Source organism: Pseudomonas sp. R3.Fl, assembly GCF_023516765.1.
Lineage (GTDB): Bacteria > Pseudomonadota > Gammaproteobacteria > Pseudomonadales > Pseudomonadaceae > Pseudomonas > Pseudomonas citronellolis.
Window position 1 is genome coordinate 3604782 of record NZ_JAMGSO010000001.1, and the last position, 21430, is coordinate 3626211.

Genomic DNA, 21430 nt, shown 5'->3' on the forward strand with positions numbered 1-21430 from the left:
TTCGGGCAAGGCGGCGAGGATGACGCAGGATCAGGCAAGAAGCCGACAGCATCCGTCTACCGCCCGCAGACGCCCGTCTCCTACTCTGGCACAACCGGGCCGAGCCCCCATTCCAGCGCCCGGGACAGGAGGAAATCGCTCATGGCCATTCGACAACCATTCGAACACCACCTGCTGATCCGCTCACGCCCCGGCCACGAGGCCGAGCTGGCGCAGCTGCTCGACCGCCTGATCAGCGCCGCGCACCAGTTGCCCGGCTGCCAGTCCTACGAGGTGCTGCTGCCGGCCACCAGCAGCGACTTCTGGCGCCTGCGCGGCCGCTGGGCCGATGCGCAAAGCCTGCAGGCCTACCTGGAACTGCCGCTGCAACAACTGCTGGGGGAAATCCTCCAGCACCACGCCCTCAGCCTGCACACCCACCTGGACGCGCCGCGCGAGGAATCCCGCGCGGCGTGAGCCCCCTCAGTACTCCATGCGCCAGCCCAGGGTGAAGGTGCGCCCGCGGCCCTGGTAGTCGTACAGGTAGGCCGGCCCGTAGGTCGGCGAATAGAACAGCGTCGCCCGCTGCCCCCACACGGTGCTGTACTCGCGGTCCAGCAGGTTCTGGATGCCCGCGCTGAAGGTGCCGAAGCCCGTCTTGCGTTCCCCCATCAGGTCGAAGGTGGTGTAGCCGTCGATCTCGTGGTCGGCGTCGTCCTTCAGGCTCATGGCGTGGTTGGCCTGCAGGCGCGCGCTGTTCAGCTCATCGTTCCAGCCGACGAAGGCGGTGGCCTTGGACAACGAGGCGTAGCGCGCGTCGCGCTTGATCCAGTCGCCGTCGGCGTCCTCTTCCTCGGAACGCACCAGGTGCAGGGTGGTGCCGCCCTGCCAGCCGTTCTGGAAGTAGCGCGTCAGCGCGCCCTCGAAGCCGAAGTCGCGGCTCTTCTGGTCGTTGACGTCGATGGTCAGGGTGGCCTGGTCGACGCTGATCACCTTGTCCGACCAGATGTAGTACACCGCCGTCTGCGCCTGCCAGTCCATGTCCGCGTAGCGCCAGCCCAGCTCGACCTGGCGGCTCTTGATGCCGGCCAGCGGGTTGTCGTCCACCGAGAGCCCGGGCTTGCCGTAGTACTTGGCCGGGTCGGGCAGGTCGAAGCCCTCGCTGTAGTTGCCCCACAGCTGGTGGCCGTTGTGGAAGTCGTAGATGGCGCCGAGGTTGAACAGGTTGACCTGGTAGTCGTTGTTGCCGCCGGGCACGCCCTTGAAGTCGTCGACCTCGACGTCCATCTTCTGGTGCCGCGCGCCGCCGGAGAGGGTCAGGGCGTCGGTCAGCTTGTAGTCCAGCTGGCCGTAGAACGACAGGCCGTCGACCACGTAGCTGGGGTAGCGCGGCGCGCTGCTGGCGGTGCTCAGGTCGAGGCCGCCGCTTTCCGAGGAGACCAACTGGTCGAAGGTCTTCTGCTCGGCGTTGAAGCGCTCGTGGTCCAGGTCCACGCCGTAGGTGAGCTTCAGCTTGTCCCACTGCTTGCTGAACAGGCCCTTGAGGCCGCTGACCTCGAAGTTCTGCTGCGAGGCGGCGAAGTACACGCCGGTGCTGCCGGCCGGCTTGCCGGCGTTGTAGTAGGGGAAGGGGTAGAAGTTGTCGTCTTCCTTGCGGTAGTAGGCCTGCAGGTAGAAGTCCTGGTCCAGCAGATTGGCGTGGTGGTAGTTGGCGTTGAGCAGCAGGCGGCGCGTCTGCGGCTCCAGGTCGGTGTCCATGCCGCTGCGGATCTGCGCGTCGTCCAGGTCCGAGGGCGCCTTGTAGTTCAGGTGCGGAAAGTAGATGCCGGTGCTGCCGTCGTTGCCCGAGTCGTAGTACTGGGCGAGCAGGTCCAGGCTCTGCTCGTCGGTGAACTGCGCGGTGAGGTTGCCCATGACGTCGACCGTGCGGTTGTACTGCAGGTCGGTCTGGGTGTTGTCGATGAAGATCTGGTTGCCGGCGCCGTCGTAGAAGGCTTCGTTCTTCTCCGCGGAAACGCCCAGGCGGCCGCTCAGCCGGTCGCTGCCGCCGCTGACCGACTGGGCCAGGCGGGTGGAGAGGTCGTCGCTGTTGTTGAAGCCGCTGCTGGCGCCCAGCTGGCTTTCGAAGCGGGCACTGCCGGGCGCGCCCTTCTTGGTGATGATGTTGATGATGCCGCCGGTGGCGCCGCCGCCGTATATGGCGCTGGCGCCGGAGAGCACTTCGATGCGCTCGACGTTGAACGGCGAGATGCTGTCGAACTGCCGCGACAGGCCGCGGGAGCTGTTCTGGCTGACGCCGTCGATCATCACCAGCACGTTGCGCCCGCGCATGTTCTGGCCGTAGTTGGTGCGGCCTTCCGGCGCCAGGTCGAGGCCGGGGACCAGCTTGCCCACGGCTTCCTTGAGGCTGACGCCGGTGTCCAGCTGTTCGCGCAGCTGGGCCTGGTCTACCACCCAGACGGTGCCGGGGATGGAGCTGATGTCGGTGGGTGTGCGCGCGGCCACGCTGATCTGCGTCGGCGCCATGCTCAGCGGCTCGCCGCCGGCGGCCTTCTCGCGCTGCAGCAGCACGGTGCGCTCGTCGCTGAAGCTCCAGCGCATGCCGCTGCCGGAAAGCAGCTTGTCCAGCGCCTCCTCGCGGCTGTAGCGGCCGTCCAGGCCGGGGCTCTTCAGGCCCTGGACGTCCTCGGAGTTGAACAGCAGGTGCAGCCCGGCCTGGTCGGCGAACTGCGTCAGGGCGCTGTCCAGGCTGCGCGGCGCGATGTGCAGCTCGACGTCCTCGGCGGCCAGGGCCAGGGGGCTGGCGCCGCCGAGCAGGGCGGCGAGGGCCAGGGCGCGGTACAGCGGGGAGAGGCGGTGATGCATGCGGGGGGTTCCGTTCTTGTGGGCAGGGCGCGTTTGTTGGGAATTCTTCGCGTTCATGCCTACGACGAAACGGGGTGGGCGATCTTGCAGTGGGGGAAGGAAAAAATTTTTCGTGGGGTTTTGTTTTGTATTTTGTAGGAGCGAGCTTGCTCGCGAACGGAGTTTCCAGGCGGCCTGGGTGCTTCGGTTTGACTCCGCACCCTCTCCCCAGCCCTCTCCCTGAAGGGAGAGGGGGCTAGTCCGTGCCGAGAGAAGATATGGTTTCAGCCGGAAACCGACGGCGCTGCCGGCTGACTCAGGAATATCCAAAGGCTCCGAACGGTCCCCTCTCCCTTCAGGGAGAGGGTTAGGGAGAGGGCGCTCTTCAGCGCCCTACGAAGAAACCGGCCTAACCACCACCAACCAAGGCAACCGCGTCATCTGCACCGGCTGCAACCGCTGCAACGTCTGCAACAACGCATCGGGATCATCCAGGTCGAACACCCCGCTCACCTTGTGCCGCCGCAAGCTGGCATCGGTCAGCAGGATGCGCCCCGGCAGGTAGCGCTCCAGTTCCGCCAGCACCTCGCCCAGCGGGCGCTGGTTGAAGATCAGCTTGCCGCGCTGCCAGGCGCTGGCGCTGTCCAGGTCCAGCGGCTGCACCGGGCCGGGGGCGGCTTCCCCGCGATAGGCCAGGCGCTCGCCGGCGGCCAGGCGTACCGCCGGTTTGCCGCCGGCCTCCACCCGCACCACGCCTTCGCTGACCGCCACCTGCACTTCCGGGCCGCGGCTATCGACGTCGAAGCGGGTGCCCACGGCGGTGACTTCGCCGTCGCCGGCATGCACCACGAAGGGCCGCTGCGCGTCCTTGGCCACCTCGAACAACGCTTCGCCGCCATACAGATGCAGGCTCCGACGGCTGGCGGAGAAGTCCACCGACAGCGCGCTGGCGCTGTTCAGCCAGACGCGGCTGCCGTCGGCCAGCTCGATCATCCGCCGCTCGCCGGTGCGGGTGGCATAGTCGGCGTACAGGCCCGCCACCGGCGTGGGCAGCGCCAGCGCCACGGCCAGCGCGGCGACACAGGCGGCGGCTGCCACAGCGACGAGGCGGCGCGGGCGCAGCAGGCGGTGGCGGCGCGCCGTGCGGGTGGCCGGCAGGGCGCCCCACAGCGCCTCGGCGCTGCGCGCGGCGCTTTCGTGCTCGGGGCTCTGCGCGCGCCACTGGGCGAACGCGCTGCGGCGGCCGGCCTCGACGCGGCCGGAATGCAGTTCCACCAGCCAGTCGATGGCCTGGTTCTCCAGGTCCTGGCGGCTCATGGCTGCGCCTCCCGCTGTTGCAGGTGGTCGCGGCAATGGCGCATGGCCTGGACGATGTACTTGCCCACCATGCTTTCGGAAACGCCGAGGCGGCGGGCGATCTGCGCGTGGGTCAGGCCGTCCAGGCGGTTCATCAGCAGCGCCTGGCGGGCCTTGGGCGGCAGCTGGTCGAGGGCGGCGTCGAGCTGTTCCAGGGCCTCGCGGGCCAGCAGGTTGCGCTCCAGGCCGGCGCCGGGGTCGCTGACCTCGTTGGCCGCAGTCTCCTCCACGTGCAGCTCGGCCAGCCGGCCTTCGCGGCGCAGGTTGTCGATGGCCAGGTTGCCGGCCACGCGGAACAGGTAGGCGCGCGGGTCCTGCACTTCGGCTTCCGGGGCCTGGTCGGCCAGGCGCAGCCAGGTGTCCTGGGCAACGTCGGCGGCGCGCTGGTTGTCGCCCAGGCGGCGGGCGAGGAAGCGCAGCAGGTCCGCATAGTGCGCCTGGAAACTCTGCAGGAGGTGGGAGGAGGCGAAACGCCGCATGATGACCGCGATACCCTGGAATACCGGCCCGCCGTGGGCGGGCCGCCGGTAAAGCGGGCAAGCATACACCGAATCGAGAATCATTATCGAACTCATCCGAACAGCGACAGGTCCAGCGGCCGCACCGCGCCCATCCAGATGGCGTGGTCGCGATGGTCGCGCAGGTCGTCGCCGGTGTCCGGGTGGATGAACACCACCAGGCCATCGCGGTGCAGCGCCAGCCAGGGCACCACGGCGGCGAAGGCGTCGTTGCCGAAGGCCAGCTGGCAGCTCCAGTCCGGGTGCGGGCCGACCGGGCGCTGGTGCATGCGGCCCATCTTCACGCCGAACAGGCGCACCGCCTCCTCGCACAGCTGGCGGGCCTGCTCCAGGCTGTCGGCATCGTAGTAGACGTGGGCGTGGTAGCCGTGGATCTCGTTCATGGGTCCTGTTCCAGTTCGGCGCGCAGCCAGTCGACGAAGGGCTGCAGCAGGCGGGCGCGGCGCTTGCGCTCGGGCAGCACGGCGTAATAGCCGTAGCGCGAGGCGGCGCTCTCGCGGATGGGCCGGCACAGTAACCCCTGCTCCAGCAGTTCGTCGACCAGGTGGCGCCAGCCGATGGCCACGCCCTGGCCGGCGATGGCCGCCTGCACCAGCAGCGTGTAGTTGTCGAAGCGTAGCCCGGAAGCCTCCGGCGGGCGCGGTAGCTCCAGGGCGCGGAACAGCCCTGGCCAGTCGAACCAGCGGCTGTGGGCCTCGGGCTTCAGGTGCAGCAGCGGCAGGCGCTGCAGCTCCTCCAGCGGCAGCGGCGCCTGGCGCTCGCCCAACAGGCGCGGGCTGCACACCGGGAAGACTTCCTCGCCGAACAGCAGCAGCGGCTCGCCATGCTTGAAGCGCCCGTCGCCGAAGGCGATGGCCACGTCCACGTCGCTGCGCAGGCTGCTGGGGCTGCGCTCGCTGCTCAGCAGGCTGACGTCCAGTTCCGGGTGCAATTGGCGGAAGCGCGGCAGGCGCGGCATCAGCCAGTAGGCGGCGAAGGCGAAGTCGGTGGCCACCTGCAGCACCTCCTGGGTGCGCCGGGCGCTGACCGCCTCGACGCCGGCCTCCAGCTCCGCCAGCCCGGCCTGCACGTGTCGCAGCAGCAACTGGCCGCTTTCCGTCAGAACGATCCCGCGGTGAACCCGGTCGAACAGACGTGCGCCGAGCAGCTTCTCCAGGCGCTTGATCTGCTGGCTCACCGCCGGCTGGCTGCTGCCCAGTTCGGCGGCCGCCGCGGTGAAGCCCTGCTCGCGGGCCGCGCACTCGAACACGCGGAGCAGTTCCAGGGGCAGGCTCATGGGTTCGCCACCCATAAGCTGACATTATCCGAAGCATGTATGGCCATGCGGTTTACCCCCTGCCGGTGCGGCGTGACACTGCTGTCACGCACTATTCCATAACAACCGTGCATAGGATAAGCCTCGCCATGCCACGTCCGAACATTCTCTTCATCATGGCCGACCAGATGGCCGCGCCCCTGCTGCCGCTGCACGACGCCGCCTCGCCGATCCGCATGCCCAACCTGGTGCGCCTGGCCGAACAGGCCGTGGTGTTCGATTCGGCCTACTGCAACAGCCCGCTGTGCGCGCCCTCGCGCTTCACCCTGGTCAGCGGCCAGCTGCCGACGAAGATCGGCGCCTGGGACAACGCCGCCGACTTCGCCGCCGACGTCCCCACCTACGCCCACCACCTGCGCCGCCTGGGCTACCGCACGGCGCTGTCGGGCAAGATGCACTTCTGCGGCCCGGACCAGCTGCACGGCTACGAGGAGCGCCTGACCAGCGACATCTACCCCGCCGACTACGGCTGGGCGGTGAACTGGGACGAGCCGGAGGTGCGCCCGAGCTGGTACCACAACATGTCCTCGGTGCTGCAGGCCGGGCCCTGCGTGCGCACCAACCAGCTGGATTTCGACGACGAAGTGGTGTTCAAGGCGCGCCAGTACCTCTACGACCACGTCCGCGAGCACGCCGAGCAGCCGTTCTGCCTGACCGTCTCCATGACCCACCCCCACGACCCCTACACCATCCCCCGCGAGTACTGGGACCTGTACCGCGACGAGGACATCCCGCTGCCGTCGGTGGAACTGGCGCAGCACGAGCAGGACCCGCACTCCCAGCGCCTGCTCAAGGTCATCGACCTGTGGGGCAAGCCGCTGCCGCCGGAGAAGATCCGCGACGCCCGCCGCGCCTACTTCGGCGCCTGCAGCTACGTCGACGCGCAGATCGGCGCGCTGCTCAGGACCCTGGAGGAATGCGACCTGGCCGAGAACACCCTGGTGGTGTTCTCCGGCGACCATGGCGACATGCTTGGCGAGCGCGGCCTCTGGTACAAGATGCACTGGTTCGAGATGGCCGCCCGCGTGCCCATGCTGATCCACGCCCCGGGCCGCTTCGCCGCGCGCCATGTGGCCGAGTCGGTGTCCACCCTCGACCTGCTGCCGACCCTGGTGGAACTGGCCGGCGGCGAGCTGCCGGCGGACCTGGAGCTGGACGGCCGCTCGCTGCTGCCGCACCTGCAAGGCCAGGGCGGGCACGACGAGGTGATCGGCGAATACACCGCCGAAGGCACCCTCAGCCCGCTGATGATGATCCGCCGCGGCGACTACAAGTTCGTCTATTCCGAACAGGACCCATGCCTGCTCTACGATCTGAAGAACGACCCGCGCGAGCTGGAGAACCTGGCCGGCTCCGCGGCGCACCGCGAGCTGTTCGACGCCTTCCTGGCCGAGGCCCGGCAGCGTTGGGACATCCCGGCGATCACCGCCCGCGTGCTGGCCAGCCAGCGCCGCCGGCGCTTCGTCGCCGACGCCTTGCAGCGCGGCAGGCTGACCAGCTGGGACCACCAGCCGTTCGTCGATGCCAGCCAGCAATACATGCGCAACCACATCGACCTGGACGACCTGGAGCGCCGCGCCCGCTATCCCAGACCCTGATAACCACAACCAGAAAAGCCGAGGGGAGATAAGCATGACCAAGTTAAGTGCATTGCTGCTGGCCACCACCATGGTGCTGGCCGGCCAGGCCGCGCAGGCCGAGGACGAAGCCTGCGCCACGGTGAAACTGGCCGATCCGGGCTGGACCGACATCGCCGTGACCAACGGCGTGGCCAGCTTCCTGCTCGATAGCCTCGGCTACCAGGCCAAGGTCGACACCCTCTCGGTGCCGATCACCTACGGCGGCCTGCGCGATGGCCAGGTGGACGCCTTCCTCGGCAACTGGATGCCAGCGCAGCAGGGCTTCCACGACCAGTTCATCGCCAGCGGCCAGGTCACGCAACTGGCGAAGAACCTGGAGGGCACCGAGTTCACCCTGGCCGTGCCGACCTACGTCTACGACGCCGGGGTGAAGAACTTCGCCGACCTGCAGAAGCACGCCGACCAGTTCAACCACAAGGTCTACGGCATCGGCTCGGGCGCGCCGGCCAACCTGTCGATCCAGAAGATGATCGGCGGCAACGAGTTCGGCCTGGGCGACTGGAAGCTGGTGGAGTCCAGCGAGCAGGCGATGCTCGCCGAGGTCAGCCGGGCGGTTAAGCGCGAGCGCTGGATCGTCTTCCTCGGCTGGACGCCGCACCCGATGAACGTGAAGTACGACATGAAGTACCTGGCCGGCGGCGAGAAGTACTTCGGCAGCACCGGCAGCGTCTACACCGTCACCCGCAACGGCTACGCCCAGCAGTGCCCGAACAGCGCCAAGCTGCTGGCCAACCTGAGCTTCGACCTGAAGATGGAGAACGCCATCATGGCCGAGGTGCTGGAGAAGAACGTGAAGAACGCCGACGCGGTGAAGGCCTGGATCAGGGCCAACCCGCAGGCCCTGGGCAAGTGGCTGGACGGGGTGAAGACCCGCGACGGCAGCGACGCCCTGGCCGCCGTGCAGGCCAAGCTCTGACCGCCGATGGAGCGCCTGTATCGCTTGCTGCCGTTCCTCGCCTGGCTGCCGGGCCTAGGCCCGCGGGCGATGGCACGGGAAGCCTGGGTCGGCCTGGCCGGCGCGGTGCTGGCCCTGCCGCAGTCCATCGCCTACGCGCTGATCGCCGGGCTGCCGCCGCAGTACGGCCTGTACGCGGCCATGCTGCCGGTGGTGGTGGCCTGCCTGTGGGGCTCCTCCAGGCACATGGTCGGCGGGCCCACCGCGGCCATCTCGGTGGTGCTCTACGCCACGGTGGCGCCCCTGGCGCCGCCGGGCAGCGAGACCTTCATCCAGTACGTGCTGCTGCTGACCTTCCTCGCCGGCATCCTGCAATGGGCCCTGGGGGCGATGCGCGCCGGGGTGCTGCTGAACTTCGTCTCGCACTCGGTGATGCTCGGCTTCACCCTGGGCGCGGCGCTGGTCATCGCCCTGGGCCAGTTGCCGTACCTGCTCGGCGTGGAAGTGCACAGCCGCGGCAGCGCCCTGGACGGCACGCGCCTGCTGCTGGCGCGGCTGGGCGAGTGCGAGCCGGCGTCCCTGGCCATCGGCCTGCTCAGCCTGGCGGCGAGCCTGCTGTGCCGCTGGCTGCGGCCGCGCTGGCCGACGCTGATGTTCGGCCTGCTGGTGGCCAGCCTGACGGTCTGGGCGCTGCCCGCATGGTTCGGCGGCGTGGCGCGGGTGCAGGCCTTCGCCAGCGCGCTGCCGCCGTTCAGCCCGCTGCAAGTCGATGCGGCCGGCATCGCCGCGCTGCTGCCCGGGGCCCTGGCCTGCGGCCTGCTCGGCCTGGTCACCAGCCTGTCCATCGCCCGCGCCCTGGCCGCGCGCAGCCAGCAGGTGCTGGACGCCAACCAGGAAATCCGCGCCCAGGGCCTGTCCAACCTGGTCGGCCCGTGGTTCTCCGGCAGCCTCTCGGCGGGCTCCTTCACCCGCTCCGGGCTCAACCTCGAAGCCGGCGCGCGCACACCGCTGGCCGGGGTGTTCTCCGCCGCCTGGGTCGCCGTGCTGGCGGTGGCCGGCGCCGGGCTGATCACCCACATCCCGCTGCCGGCCATGGCCGGCGGCATCCTGCTGATCGCCTGGGGCCTGGTCGACCGCCCGGCCCTGCGCGCCCTCTGGCGTGGCAGCCGCAGCGAGTTCGCAGTGATGGCCCTGACCGCCGCGGCGACCCTGCTGCTACCGCTGCAGAACGCCATCTACCTGGGCGTGCTGGCCTCGCTGCTGCTCTACCTGCGGCGCACCTCGCAGCCACGGGTGGAACGCTGGCAGGCCAGCGAGGAGGAAGTGCTGCGGGTGGAAGGCTCGATCTTCTTCGGCGCCTGCGACTACCTGCAGCGCCTGATCCAGGCCAGCCAGGGCCGGCGCCTGGTGCTGGATGCCAGGCACGTGAACTTCATCGACTTCGCCGGGGCGCACATGCTGCAGCAGGAAGCCCGCAGGCTGGCCGGCGAGGGGCGGCACCTGGTGCTGCGCCATGCGCGGCCGAGGGTGCGTGAGGAATTAGCGCGGCAGATGGGCGAAGGCGCGGTATTGCGGGTGGAGTAGGGCGCATAACGCCTAAGGCGTTATGCGCCGATTGGCCGTGGCCCCAGAGCGCGCAAAGTTCAGCCTCGGAGTGAGCGATGAGACCGGTTAAGCGGCGTATAACCGCGAACGGTTATACGCCCTACGTTACCGGCGAGCTTCGAGCTAGCAGCACGCTCCGGACAGCCCCCTCTCCCTTCAGGGAGAGGGTTGGGGAGAGGGGACGGCGCTCCACCCAGCACCAGCGTTCCCGGTGAGCACCGTTCGCGAGCAAGCTCGCTCCTACGAAGAGCCTAGCCGGCCAATTGCCGCCGCAACTCGTCCAACACCGGCCGCGAATCCGGCCGCACCCCGCGCCACAGCACGAAGGCCTCCGCCGCCTGCTCCACCAGCATGCCCAGGCCATCGATGCAGCGCGCCGCGCCATGCTCAGCGGCCCAACGGTTGAAGGCGGTCGGCTCCTTGCCATACATCATGTCGTAGCAGACGGTATGCCCCGGGCGGATCAGCGCCGCGTCGATGGGCGGCAGTTCGCCGGCCAGGCTGGCCGAGGTGCCGTTGACGATCAGGTCGAAGGGTTCGTCGCGCAGGTCGAAGCCGCCGGCGCGCACCGTGCCCAGGTCGGCGAACTCGCGGGCCAGCTGCTCGGCCTTGGCCGCGGTGCGGTTGAGCACCACCAGCGCCGCCGGGCCCTCGGCCAGGAAGGGTTCGAGGATGCCGCGCACCGCGCCGCCGGCGCCCAGCACCAGCACGCGGCGGCCCTTGAGCGCCACGCCGTTGTTCACCACCAGGTCGCGGGTCAGCCCCGCGCCATCGGTGTTGTCGCCCAGCAGGCGGCCGTCGTCGAGCCTCTTCAGGGTGTTCACCGCGCCGGCGCGGCGGGCGCGCTCGGTGAGTTCACCGCACAGGCGGTAGGCGTCTTCCTTGAAGGGCACGGTGACGTTGGCGCCCAGGCCCTCGGCGAAGAACGCGCGGGCGGCCCCGGCGAAGTCGTCCAGCGGCGCCAGCTGGGCGTCGTAGGTGAGCGCCTGGCCGGTCTGCTCGGCGAACAGGCGGTGGATCAGCGGCGACTTGCTGTGGCCGATGGGGTTGCCGAAGACGCAATAGCGGTCCATGGGAATTCCTGGAGGAAGTTTCTTCTTGTGGGGGAGTGTGACGATGGGTTTCGCTGCGCTCAACGCCATCCTACGCACGCACTCGTAGGATGGCGTTGAGCCTAGGCGATACCCATCAATGGCCGGCGAGCCAATCGCGATCCTGGAGGAAATACTCGGTCAGCCGCGCCTCTTCGCTGCCCGGCTCGGGCTTCCAGTCGTAGCCCCAGCGCACCTGCGGCGGCAGCGACATGAGGATCGACTCGGTGCGCCCGCCGGACTGCAGGCCGAACAGGGTGCCACGGTCGTAGACCAGGTTGAACTCCACGTAGCGGCCGCGGCGGAACTCCTGGAACTCGCGCTGCTGCTCGGTCCAGGCCTGGGCCTTGCGCTTGCGCACGATGGGCAGGTAGGCCTCGATGTAGGCGTCGCCGATGGCGCGCAGGAAGGCGAAGCTGGTGTCGAAGTCCCACTGGTTCAGGTCGTCGAAGAACAGGCCGCCGATGCCGCGCGGCTCGTTGCGGTGCTTGAGGTGGAAGTAGCGGTCGCACCACTCCTTGTAGCGCGGATAGACGTCCTCGCCGAAGGGCGCGCAGGCCTCGCGGGCGACCTTGTGCCAGTGCACGCAGTCTTCCTCGTTGCCGTAGTAGGGCGTCAGGTCGAAGCCGCCGCCGAACCACCACACCGGCTCCTCGCCTTCCTTCTCGGCGATGAAGAAACGCACGTTGGCGTGGGAAGTCGGCACGTGCGGGTTGCGCGGATGGATCACCAGCGACACGCCCAGGGCCTGGAAGCCGCGCCCGGCCAGTTCCGGACGGTGCGCGCTGGCCGATGGCGGCAGGCCGGCGCCGAACACGTGGGAGAAGTTCACCCCGCCCTTCTCGATCAGCGCGCCATCGCCGATCACCCGGGTGCGGCCACCGCCGCCGGCCGGACGCTCCCAGGCGTCCTCGATGAAGCGGGCGCCGCCGTCCTCGGCTTCGAGTGCGGTGCAGATGCGGTCTTGCAGGTCGAGCAGGTAGGCCTTCACAGCCTGGATAGGGTCGGTCACGGGATCACCTTGGAGCGGGAAAGCCTTGCGGCGCCAGGGCTGCAGGCCGGGAGAGGGGCGCAAGCATAGCATTCCCGGCCGCCATGCCATGCTTGACGGCGGTCAACAAGGCGGCTTGGATGAAAGACTTTTCCCAACGCGGCGCCGACCCCTCCGACGCCGCATGCAGCAGGAGATCGACATGGCCAAGCGCATCCAGTTCGCCCGCACCGGCGGCCCCGAAGTCCTCGAATACCTCGACTACACCCCCGCCGAGCCGGGCCCGAAGGAAGTCCGCGTACGCAACCGCGCCATCGGCCTGAACTTCATCGACAACTACTTCCGCAGCGGCCTCTATCCCGCCCCGGCGCTGCCCTCCGGGCTGGGCACCGAGGGCGCCGGCGAGGTGGAAGCGGTGGGCAGCGAGGTGAGCAACGTCAAGGTCGGCGACCGCGTCGGCTACGCCACCGGCCCGCTGGGCGCCTACAGCGAACTGCACGTGCTGCCGGCGGCCAACGTGGTGAAACTGCCCGACACCATCGACTTCGAGACCGCCGCCGCGGTGATGCTCAAGGGCCTGACCGTGCAGTACCTGCTGCGCCAGACCTACAACGCCCAGCCCGGCCAGACCGTGCTCTGGCACGCGGCCGCCGGCGGCGTCGGGCTGATCGCCTGCCAGTGGGCCAAGGCCCTGGGGGTGAAGCTTATCGGCACCGTCGGCTCGGCCGCCAAGGCGGAGCTGGCCAAGGCCCACGGCGCCTGGGCGACCATCGACTACAGCCAGGAAAACGTGGTGGAGCGCGTGCTGCAGCTCACCGACGGCAAGAAGTGCCCGGTGGTCTACGACTCGGTGGGCAAGGACACCTGGCCGATCTCCCTGGACTGCGCCGCGCCGCGCGGGCTGATCGTCAGCTTCGGCAACGCCTCGGGCCCGGTGGACGGCATCAACCTGGGCATCCTGGCGCAGAAGGGCTCGCTGTTCGTCACCCGGCCGACGCTGTTCGGCTACGCCAACACCCCGGAGCGCCTGCAGGCGATGGCCGAGGACCTGTTCGGCATGCTCACCAGCGGCAAGGTCAAGGTGGAGATCAACCAGCGCTATGCCCTGGCCGACGCGGCCAAGGCGCAGACCGAACTGGCGGCGCGGCGGACCACGGGGTCGACCATTCTGTTGCCTTGACCAGCGGCGGGCGGGCCTGGGTAGGGCGTATAACGCTCCGCGTTATACGCCGTTTGGCCTTGGTCCGGGCGCGCTTCGGAGCTGGGCACGGAGCGCCTGTTGCAGAGCGCTTCGGGCTCGACCGAGAAGCCGGGCATCAGGTTGGTGTAGCGGCGTATAACCGCGAACGGTTATACGCCCTACGTACGGGGCAGCGTCGAGGTCAGGCCGGACGCACCGTCCGGCCGCTGACCAGGTCGCGGATCACGCTGGGGTTGCGCCGGCCGCCGAGCTTGCCGTCGAGCACGCCGTCCAGCTCGCCGCGGAAGTACTGCTCCACCCGCAGCCGCGAGCGTGCCGCCGGGCGTCCGGCGGGGTTGGCCGAGGTGGACACCAGCGGGCCGGTCAGCGCGCAGAGTTCGCGCACCAGCGGGTGTTCGCTGACGCGCAGGGCCACGCTGTCGTGCTGGCCGGTGATCCACTCCGGCAGGCGCCCCTGGTGCGGCACCAGCCAGGTGTTCGGGCCCGGCCAGGTAGCGCCCAGGCGGTCCTGCCATTCCTGCGGCAGGTCGGCGAGCAGGAAGTCGAACTGGCGGATGTTGTCGGCCACCAGGATCAGGCCCTTCTCCACCGGCCGCGCCTTGATGGCCAGCAGGCGGTAGACGGCATCCTCGTTCCAGGGGTCGCAGCCCAGGCCCCAGACGGCTTCGGTCGGGTAGGCGATGACGCCGCCCTCGCGCACTATCCTGGCCACACGCTGCACACGCCAGCTGCTGATCATCGGCAAACTCCGGGGAAATAACGATTGCGCGGCAGTTTACGTGCTCAGCCGCCGCGATGCACCCAGACGCCAGCCTCGCAGGCCACCTTGCCTTCCAGTTCCAGCTCGGTCAGCGCCGCCAGCACCTGTGGCAGCGCCCAGCCACTGCCGGCGGCCAGCGCCTCGCTGCCCTGCGGGGCGGCGCGCAGCAGGTCCAGCAGTGGGTGCGTCTGCTGCTGCGGGGCCGGTTTGCTGACCGGTGCCTCGGCAGTCCAGCCGCTCAGGCCTTCGAGGATGTCGTCGATGCGCTCCACCAGGGTGGCGCCCTGGCGGATCAGCTCGTGGCAGCCGCGCGCGCCGGGATGGTGGATGGAGCCGGGAATGGCGTAGACCTCGCGGCCCTGCTCGGCGGCCAGCCGCGCGGTGATCAGCGAGCCGCTGGCCGGGCTGGCCTCCACCACCAGCACGCCCAGGGACAGGCCGCTGATGATGCGGTTGCGCCGCGGGAAGTTGTCCGGCCGCGGCGGGCAGTCCAGCGGCAGTTCGGACAGCAGCGCGCCGCCGCCCTCGACGATGCGCCGCGCCAGCCCCAGGTGCCGTCGGGGATACAGGCATTGCAGGCCCGTGCCGAGCACCGCCAGGGTGACGCCACCAGCTTCCAGCGCGCCTTCGTGGGCGGCGCCGTCGATGCCCAGGGCCAGCCCGCTGGTGATGGCGAAGCCGCCGCCGGCCAGGCTGCGGGCGAAGGCGCGGGCGGTGTCCAGCCCCGGGCGGCTGGCGCGCCGGCTGCCGACCACCGCCAGTTGCGGCCGGCCCAGGGCCGCGCGGGCGCCCTCGACGAACAGCAGCGGCGGCGCATCGCTCAGCTCCGCCAGCAGCGCGGGGTAGTCCTCGGCGTCCCACATCAGCAGGTGCCGCTCGGGCCCTTCCAGCCAGCGCAGAGCCTCGGCCGCCGCCTGGCGGGTGGCTTGGCTGCGCCGCGCCTCGGCGCTTGCCGCCGGCAAGCCCAGCGAGCGCCAGGCCGCGGCGGGCGCGCTGAGGGCAGCGGAGGCGCTACCGAAGGCCGCCAGCAGGGCGGCGAAGCGCCGCGGCCCCAGTTCGGGCAGGGCGTGCAGGCGCAGGCGGGCTTCCAGTTCGGCGGGGGAGGGTTGGCGGGGCATGGCGGCAGTCCTTGGCGCATTGGCGGGAACCCCGACTATGCCGCGTCCGCCGGCTGACGCCTGCCGGACGCTTCGGAAGATCCGGCCGGCAGAAACGAAGAACGCCGCTGTGGCAGCAATGTTGTTGATTCAAGCGATGTGTTGGTTCATCGGAGGTGGCCAAGCCTGGCTCCGCCCCTCACCCCAGCCCTCTCCCGGAGGGAGAGGGGGATGTTCGTGCCACCGGGGCTTCCGGCGTGGTCGGTGAATCCAATCGCGGACAAAGTCCGCTCCTACGCCCGAGCTTCCTGGAACTGTAGGAGCGGACTCTGTCCGCGATTCGGCGGATAACGCCGTACGGATTTCTCGAGAACTTTAGGCACTGGGCTCAAGAGCACCCTCTCCCCAGCCCTCTCCCGCAAGCGGGAGAGGGGGCTGTTCGGAGTGGGTGGGGAGTTTGGAGTCATCCTGGAACGCCTAACTCCACCCTCGTCATTCCCGCGTCCCGCGTTCGCGGGAATGACGGGGGTGAGGATCGGAGCGCGGGATCAGGAGCCGCAAGCGAAGCCCAAGCCCCACCCCATATGAAAAATGCCGTTTCCCCATACAGAGAAACGGCATTCTTTCTTAAGTGAGCCCCACCATGGCGGGGCTCTTCACACAGGCACGCAAGTCAGGGATTGCGCACCTTGTCCTGCACTTCCAGCGAACGATTGGCGGTAAGCACCAAGCCATAGCTGAGACGATTGTAGGTACGGAAAATCATCACCAGCCCGGAACGCTCATCGGGAATCTTCACCAGATCACCACTGACACGATCCCGCACCGTCTCGCCAAGCTTGTAGATGGCCAGCACGTTGCCTTCCTCCAGGCCATCACGGCTGCCCTTGTCGATGGTCACCACGTCGTACTTGCCGATCTGGGTGACGCCACGCGGCACGTCGATGATGCTGCCCTTGATCGGCGTCTTCGGCTCGCTGGGCATGAAGATCGAGGTCACCGCGCGTTCCTCGGTGGGGAACAGGCGGTCGCCCGGCCGCACTTCCTGGGTGGTGCGAGTCAGGTTGAGGGTGGCGATGTCGTCTTCCTTGGCAGTCACCCGGGCACTGCCGACGTCCATGGCGTCGACGCCGAGGACTTCCTTGGTGTCCGGGTCGGAGTAGATCTTGCCCTGGCGGAAGATGCCGTAGCTGCCTTCCTCGGCCAGGGAGTCGCCGCGGGCGTAGGCGCGGTCGCCGGCGCCGCTGACCACGCGCTCGGCATCGCCGGCGACCATGTAGGGGGCGTTGCTGAAGTCACCCTCGCTGTCGACGATGCGGTTGGACAGCAGGAAGGCGTTGATCTTGTCCAGCGGGATGGTCGGCACCGCCTCGGCCATGGGCGTGCTGCGCACCTTGGGCGACAGCTTGATGGTGCCGTGGGAGGCGCCGCGGTTGAGCACCAGGCGCGGCTGGCCGTCGATGTACACCAGGCTGAGGACGTCGCCGGGGTAGATCAGGTGCGGGTTGCGAATCTGCGGATTCACCTGCCAGATCTCCGGCCACTTCCAGGGCTTGCTCAGGAACTTGCCGGAGATGTCCCAGAGGGTGTCGCCCTTGACCACCGTATAGCGGTCCGGGTGGCCGTCCCTGAGTTCCACGGCACCCTGCGCCATGCTTCCTGCCGCCAGCAGCAGCACGGCGAGTAGTGTTTTCCTCATGCGGTGAATCCCTTTATTATGTATACACATGAAACGCCGGAAAGCCGCCCCTACCGGGCCTTCCAGGGTTTTTCGATGCTGCTCAGCATATTAGCAGCCGATTTTTACTTTATTCCACAAGTGCATCACAAACGCATATGGCCATTCTGAACATCCTCGAATTCCCCGATCCGCGCCTGCGCACGATCGCCAAGCCTGTCGAGGTGGTCGACGATAACGTGCGCCAACTGGTCGACGACATGTTCGAAACCATGTACGAGGCGCCCGGCATCGGCCTGGCCGCCACCCAGGTGAACGTACACAAGCGCGTCGTGGTGATGGACCTGTCCGAGGACAAGTCCGAGCCGCGCGTGTTCATCAACCCGGAACTGGAAGCGCTCACCGAAGAGATGGGCGAGTACCAGGAGGGTTGCCTGTCGGTGCCCGGCTTCTACGAGAGCGTCGACCGCCCGCTGCGGGTGCGCGTCAAGGCGCTGGACCGCGACGGCAAGGCCTTCGAGGAAATCGCCGAGGGCCTGCTGGCGGTGTGCATCCAGCATGAGTGCGACCACCTGAACGGCAAGCTGTTCGTCGACTACCTGTCCAACCTCAAGCGCGACCGGATCAAGAAGAAGCTGGAAAAGCAGCACCGCCAGCGCGCCTGACACCCTCCTCCCCAAAGGCTTGCTCCGGCAAGCCTTTTTTCTTTAAGCGAGCCTACGCATGAGCCAAGCATTGCGCATCGTCTTCGCCGGGACCCCGGAATTCGCCGCCGAGCACCTCAAGGCCCTGCTCGATACCCCGCATGAGATCGTCGCCGTCTACACCCAGCCGGACCGCCCGGCCGGCCGCGGCCAGAAGCTGATGCCCAGCCCGGTCAAGCAGCTCGCCGCGCAGCATGGTCTGCCGGTGCTGCAGCCGCCGACCCTGCGCAACCCAGAAGCCCAGGCCGAGTTGGCCGCGCTGCAGCCGGACCTGATGGTGGTGGTCGCCTATGGCCTGATCCTGCCCCAGGCAGTGCTGGACATCCCGCGCCTGGGCTGCATCAACAGCCATGCCTCGCTGCTGCCGCGCTGGCGCGGCGCGGCGCCGATCCAGCGCGCGGTGCAGGCCGGCGACGCGGAAAGCGGCGTGACCGTGATGCAGATGGAAGCGGGCCTGGACACCGGGCCGATGCTGCTCAAGGTGAGCACGCCGATTTCCGCCGAGGACACCGGCGGCAGCCTGCACGACCGCCTGGCGCGCCTGGGCCCGCCGGCGGTGGTCGAGGCCATCGCCGGCCTGGCCGCCGGCACGCTGAAGGGAGAAGTGCAGGACGACGCCCTGGCCACCTACGCGCACAAGCTCAGCAAGGACGAGGCGAAGCTCGACTGGAGCCGCCCTGCCGTGGAACTGGAGCGCGCCGTGCGCGCCTTCGATCCCTGGCCGGTGTGCCACACCACCCTGAACGGCGAGCCGCTGAAGGTCTGGGCCGCGCGCCTGGGCGAGAGCAGGGGCGAGCCGGGGAAAATCCTCGGCGCCAGCCGTGACGGCCTGCTGGTGGGCTGCGGCGAAGGCAGCCTGCTGCTGACCCGCGTGCAGCTGCCCGGCGGCAAGCCGCTGGCCTTCGCCGACCTGTTCAACAGCCGCCGCGAGCAGTTCGCCACCGGCCTGGTGCTCGGCCAATGAGCCTCAGCCCGCGCCTCGCCGCGGCCCGCGCGCTGGCCGCCGTGCTCGCCGGCCGCGCCTCGCTGGGCAGCTCGCTGCCGCCGCAGCTGGAGCTGGTCGCCCCGCGCGACCGCGGCCTGACCCAGGAGCTGGCCTTCGGCGCCGCGCGCTGGCAACCACGCCTGGCGGCCCTGGCCGCGCGCCTGCTGCAGAAGCCGTTCAAGGCCGGCGACCGCGACGTCGAGGCGCTGCTGCTGGTCGGCCTGTACCAGTTGCTCTACACCCGCATTCCGCCCCACGCGGCCATCGGCGAGACCGTCGGCTGCGCCGACAAGCTGAAGAAGTCCTGGGCCAAGGGCCTGCTCAACGCCGTGCTGCGCCGCGCCCAGCGCGAGGGCGAAGTGCTGCTGGCCGACGTCGACCGCGACCCGGCCTCGCGCCTGGCCCACCCGCGCTGGCTGCAGAAGGCGCTGAAGCAGGCCTGGCCGGAGCAGTTCGAAGCCGTTTGCGCGGCGAACAACGCCCACCCGCCGATGACCCTGCGGGTGAACCGCCGCCAGGGCAGCCGTGACGCCTACCTGGCCGAACTGCAGGCCGCCGGCATCGAGGCCGCGCCCTGCGCCTACAGCCGCGACGGCATCCAGCTAACCCAGCCCTGCGACGTGCGCGAGCTGCCGGGCTTCGCCGAAGGCCGGGTGAGCGTGCAGGACGAGGCCGCACAGTTGGCCGCCGACCTGCTCGAACTGGCCCCCGGCCAGCGCGTGCTCGACGCCTGCTGCGCCCCCGGCGGCAAGACCTGCCACCTGCTGGAGGCCGAGCCGGGCCTGGCTGGCGTGCTCGGCGTGGACCTGGAAGAAAGCCGCCTGGTGCGCGTGCGCGAAAATCTGCAGCGCCTGCGACTAGATGCCACGCTGCTCGCCGCCGACGGCCGCGATACCGTCGCCTGGTGGGACGGCAAGCCGTTCCAGCGCATCCTGCTGGACGCGCCCTGCTCGGCCACCGGCGTCATCCGCCGGCACCCGGACATCAAGCTGACCCGCGCCGCCGAGGACATCCCGGCCCTGGCGCAACTGCAGGGCGAGCTATTGGACGCGCTGTGGCCAACCCTGGAAGTCGGCGGCATCCTGCTCTACGCCACCTGCTCGGTGATGCCCCAGGAGAACCGCGAGTCGATCGCCGCCTTCCTCGCCCGCACCCCCGGCGCCCGCGAGCTGGACCTGGCCGGGCCCTGGGGCCTGAAGCAGGCGCACGGGCGCCAGCTGTTGCCGCAAGAGGGCGGGCACGACGGTTTCTACTATGCCAAGCTCATCAAGATCTCAGCCCGCTAGCACTGCACGGACGAGCGCGACCCCATGAAGATCATCATCCTCGGCGCCGGCCAGGTCGGCGGCACCCTGGCCGAGCACCTGGCCAGCGAAGCCAACGACATCACCGTGGTCGACACCGACGGCCAGCGCCTGCGCGACCTCAACGACCGCCTGGACATCCGCACCGTGCACGGCAAGGCCTCGTTCCCCACCGTGCTGCGCCAGGCCGGCGCCGACGACGCCGACATGCTGGTGGCGGTGACCAACAGCGACGAGGTGAACATGGTCGCCTGCCAGGTGGCCTACACCCTGTTCAACACGCCGACGCGCATCGCCCGGGTGCGCGAGGCGGCCTACCTGACGCGCACCGGCCTGTTCGACAACGAGGCCATCCCGGTGGACGTGCTGATCAGCCCCGAGCAGGTGGTGACCAACTACATCAAGCGCCTGGTCGAGTACCCCGGCTCCTTGCAGGTGATCGACTTCGCCGAGGGCAAGGCCCAGCTGGTGGGCATCAAGGCCCACTACGGCGGCCCGCTGGTGGGCCAGGAGCTGCGTCAGCTGCGCGAGCACATGCCCAACGCGGACACCCGCGTCGCCGCCATCTACCGGCGCAACCGGCCGATCATCCCCCAGGGCGACACCGTGATCGAGGCCGACGACGAGGTGTTCTTCATCGCCGCCAAGGCCCACATCCGCGCGGTGATGGGCGAGATGCGCCGGCTGGAGGAGAACTACAAGCGGATCATCATCGCCGGCGGCGGCAACATCGGCGAGCGCCTGGCCGAGGCCATCGAGAACCGCTACCAGGTGAAGATCATCGAGATGAACCCGGCGCGCTGCCGGCACCTGTCGGACAACCTCGACAGCACCATCGTGCTCCAGGGCAGCGCCTCGGACCGCGACCTGCTGCTGGAAGAAAACATCAACGAGACCGACCTGTTCCTGGCCCTGACCAACGACGACGAGGCCAACATCATGTCCTCGCTGCTGGCCAAGCGCCTGGGCGCGCGCAAGGTGATGACGCTGATCAACAACCCGGCCTACGTCGACCTGGTGCAGGGCGGCGAGATCGACATCGCCATCAGCCCGCAGCTGGCCACCATCGGCACCCTGCTGACCCACGTGCGCCGCGGCGACATCGAGAGCGTGCACTCGCTGCGCCGCGGCGCGGCCGAGGCCATCGAGGTGGTGGCCCACGGCGACGCCAAGTCGAGCAAGGTGATCGGCAAGCGCATCGGCGAGGTGCACCTGCCGCCGGGCACCACCATAGGCGCGGTGATCCGCGACGAGGAAGTGCTGATCGCCCACGGCGACACCGTGGTGGAATCCGGCGACCACGTGATCCTCTTCGTGGTCGACAAGAAGCGTATCCGTGACGTCGAGCGGCTGTTCCAGGCCGGTCTGACGTTCTTCTAGGCTGCAGGCGGCAGGCTATAGGCTGCAGGCAAGAGCTTGACATGCGGCGACGGCTCCGCATGCTGTTCGCCTGTAGCCTGTAGCCTG

Annotated in this window: 19 protein-coding genes; 9 read left to right on the forward strand and 10 right to left on the reverse strand. The window is 69.1% G+C overall.

The features are described from left to right. The first annotated feature begins 141 nt into the window (after positions 1 to 141). Positions 142 to 456, forward strand: a complete 315-nt coding sequence (locus M8R19_RS15855) for an antibiotic biosynthesis monooxygenase family protein (protein WP_074980802.1) — start codon at positions 142 to 144, stop codon at positions 454 to 456. 6 nt (positions 457 to 462) lie between these two features. On the opposite strand, the gene M8R19_RS15860 is transcribed toward M8R19_RS15855, so the two are convergent. From M8R19_RS15860 to M8R19_RS15880, 5 genes are all read right to left on the reverse strand, one after another. Continuing rightward, positions 463 to 2844: a TonB-dependent receptor gene (locus tag M8R19_RS15860; protein WP_116426172.1), complete on the reverse strand. Its 2382-nt coding sequence runs from the start codon at positions 2842 to 2844 to the stop codon at positions 463 to 465. A 372-nt stretch (positions 2845 to 3216) separates the two neighbouring features. Continuing rightward, the gene (locus tag M8R19_RS15865; RefSeq protein ID WP_249918293.1) at positions 3217 to 4140 is read right to left on the reverse strand and encodes a FecR family protein; all 924 of its coding nucleotides are present in this window, start codon (positions 4138 to 4140) and stop codon (positions 3217 to 3219) included. Next, a complete protein-coding gene (locus M8R19_RS15870) occupies positions 4137 to 4658 on the reverse strand; it encodes a sigma-70 family RNA polymerase sigma factor (RefSeq protein WP_024128852.1) in 522 nt (173 codons plus the stop codon). The genes M8R19_RS15865 and M8R19_RS15870 overlap by 4 nt, the downstream gene beginning before the upstream one ends. Before the next feature lie 92 nt (positions 4659 to 4750). Further along, on the reverse strand, positions 4751 to 5080 hold the full coding sequence (locus M8R19_RS15875) for a DOPA 4,5-dioxygenase family protein (RefSeq protein WP_043313885.1): 330 nt from the start codon (positions 5078 to 5080) through the stop codon (positions 4751 to 4753). After that, entirely contained in the window at positions 5077 to 5973 is an 897-nt protein-coding gene (locus M8R19_RS15880; RefSeq protein WP_074980822.1) for a choline sulfate utilization transcriptional regulator, read from the reverse strand. Before M8R19_RS15880 ends, M8R19_RS15875 begins: the two co-directional genes overlap by 4 nt. 128 nt (positions 5974 to 6101) lie before the next feature. Between M8R19_RS15880 and betC the strand changes: the two genes are divergently transcribed. From betC to M8R19_RS15895, 3 genes are read left to right on the forward strand one after another with little or no spacing between them, the layout of a single operon-like run. Continuing rightward, positions 6102 to 7610 (forward strand): choline-sulfatase, encoded by a 1509-nt coding sequence (gene betC, locus M8R19_RS15885; protein WP_074980799.1) that lies wholly within the window; start codon positions 6102 to 6104, stop codon positions 7608 to 7610. Positions 7611 to 7644: 34 nt separating this feature from the next. After that, positions 7645 to 8568: a choline ABC transporter substrate-binding protein gene (locus tag M8R19_RS15890; protein ID WP_249918294.1), complete on the forward strand. Its 924-nt coding sequence runs from the start codon at positions 7645 to 7647 to the stop codon at positions 8566 to 8568. A 6-nt stretch (positions 8569 to 8574) separates the two neighbouring features. Further along, entirely contained in the window at positions 8575 to 10131 is a 1557-nt protein-coding gene (locus tag M8R19_RS15895; protein WP_249918295.1) for a SulP family inorganic anion transporter, read from the forward strand. A gap of 272 nt (positions 10132 to 10403) precedes the next feature. Here M8R19_RS15895 and aroE read toward each other — a convergent pair whose 3' ends face one another. Then, positions 10404 to 11225 (reverse strand): shikimate dehydrogenase, encoded by an 822-nt coding sequence (gene aroE, locus M8R19_RS15900; protein ID WP_116426176.1) that lies wholly within the window; start codon positions 11223 to 11225, stop codon positions 10404 to 10406. Between the two features lie 115 nt (positions 11226 to 11340). Beyond that, complete coding sequence (hemF, locus tag M8R19_RS15905; RefSeq protein ID WP_116426177.1) at positions 11341 to 12255, reverse strand: oxygen-dependent coproporphyrinogen oxidase; 915 nt, start codon at positions 12253 to 12255, stop codon at positions 11341 to 11343. 181 nt (positions 12256 to 12436) lie between these two features. Between hemF and M8R19_RS15910 the strand changes: the two genes are divergently transcribed. Further along, entirely contained in the window at positions 12437 to 13414 is a 978-nt protein-coding gene (locus M8R19_RS15910; RefSeq protein ID WP_249918296.1) for a quinone oxidoreductase family protein, read from the forward strand. A gap of 202 nt (positions 13415 to 13616) precedes the next feature. On the opposite strand, the gene tsaC is transcribed toward M8R19_RS15910, so the two are convergent. From tsaC to M8R19_RS15925, 3 genes are all read right to left on the reverse strand, one after another. Further along, positions 13617 to 14174, reverse strand: a complete 558-nt coding sequence (gene tsaC, locus M8R19_RS15915) for an L-threonylcarbamoyladenylate synthase type 1 TsaC (protein ID WP_249918297.1) — start codon at positions 14172 to 14174, stop codon at positions 13617 to 13619. Positions 14175 to 14218: 44 nt separating this feature from the next. Next, positions 14219 to 15313 carry a DNA-processing protein DprA gene (dprA, locus tag M8R19_RS15920; RefSeq protein ID WP_116426179.1) on the reverse strand — a complete coding sequence of 365 codons (1095 nt, stop codon included), beginning with the start codon at positions 15311 to 15313 and terminating at the stop codon, positions 14219 to 14221. A gap of 652 nt (positions 15314 to 15965) precedes the next feature. Then, on the reverse strand, positions 15966 to 16991 hold the full coding sequence (locus M8R19_RS15925; protein ID WP_116425847.1) for a LysM peptidoglycan-binding domain-containing protein: 1026 nt from the start codon (positions 16989 to 16991) through the stop codon (positions 15966 to 15968). Between the two features lie 137 nt (positions 16992 to 17128). Between M8R19_RS15925 and def the strand changes: the two genes are divergently transcribed. The 4 genes from def to trkA are packed head-to-tail and all read left to right on the forward strand — an operon-like array spanning position 17129 to position 21343. Continuing rightward, positions 17129 to 17635, forward strand: coding sequence for a peptide deformylase (gene def / locus M8R19_RS15930; protein WP_249918298.1), 507 nt, complete (start codon positions 17129 to 17131; stop codon positions 17633 to 17635). A gap of 58 nt (positions 17636 to 17693) precedes the next feature. Then, positions 17694 to 18638 carry a methionyl-tRNA formyltransferase gene (fmt, locus tag M8R19_RS15935; RefSeq protein WP_249918299.1) on the forward strand — a complete coding sequence of 315 codons (945 nt, stop codon included), beginning with the start codon at positions 17694 to 17696 and terminating at the stop codon, positions 18636 to 18638. Beyond that, complete coding sequence (rsmB, locus tag M8R19_RS15940) at positions 18635 to 19945, forward strand: 16S rRNA (cytosine(967)-C(5))-methyltransferase RsmB (protein WP_249918300.1); 1311 nt, start codon at positions 18635 to 18637, stop codon at positions 19943 to 19945. The genes fmt and rsmB overlap by 4 nt, the downstream gene beginning before the upstream one ends. A gap of 24 nt (positions 19946 to 19969) precedes the next feature. Continuing rightward, positions 19970 to 21343 carry a Trk system potassium transporter TrkA gene (gene trkA, locus M8R19_RS15945; protein WP_058487932.1) on the forward strand — a complete coding sequence of 458 codons (1374 nt, stop codon included), beginning with the start codon at positions 19970 to 19972 and terminating at the stop codon, positions 21341 to 21343. Positions 21344 to 21430 lie beyond the last annotated feature (87 nt).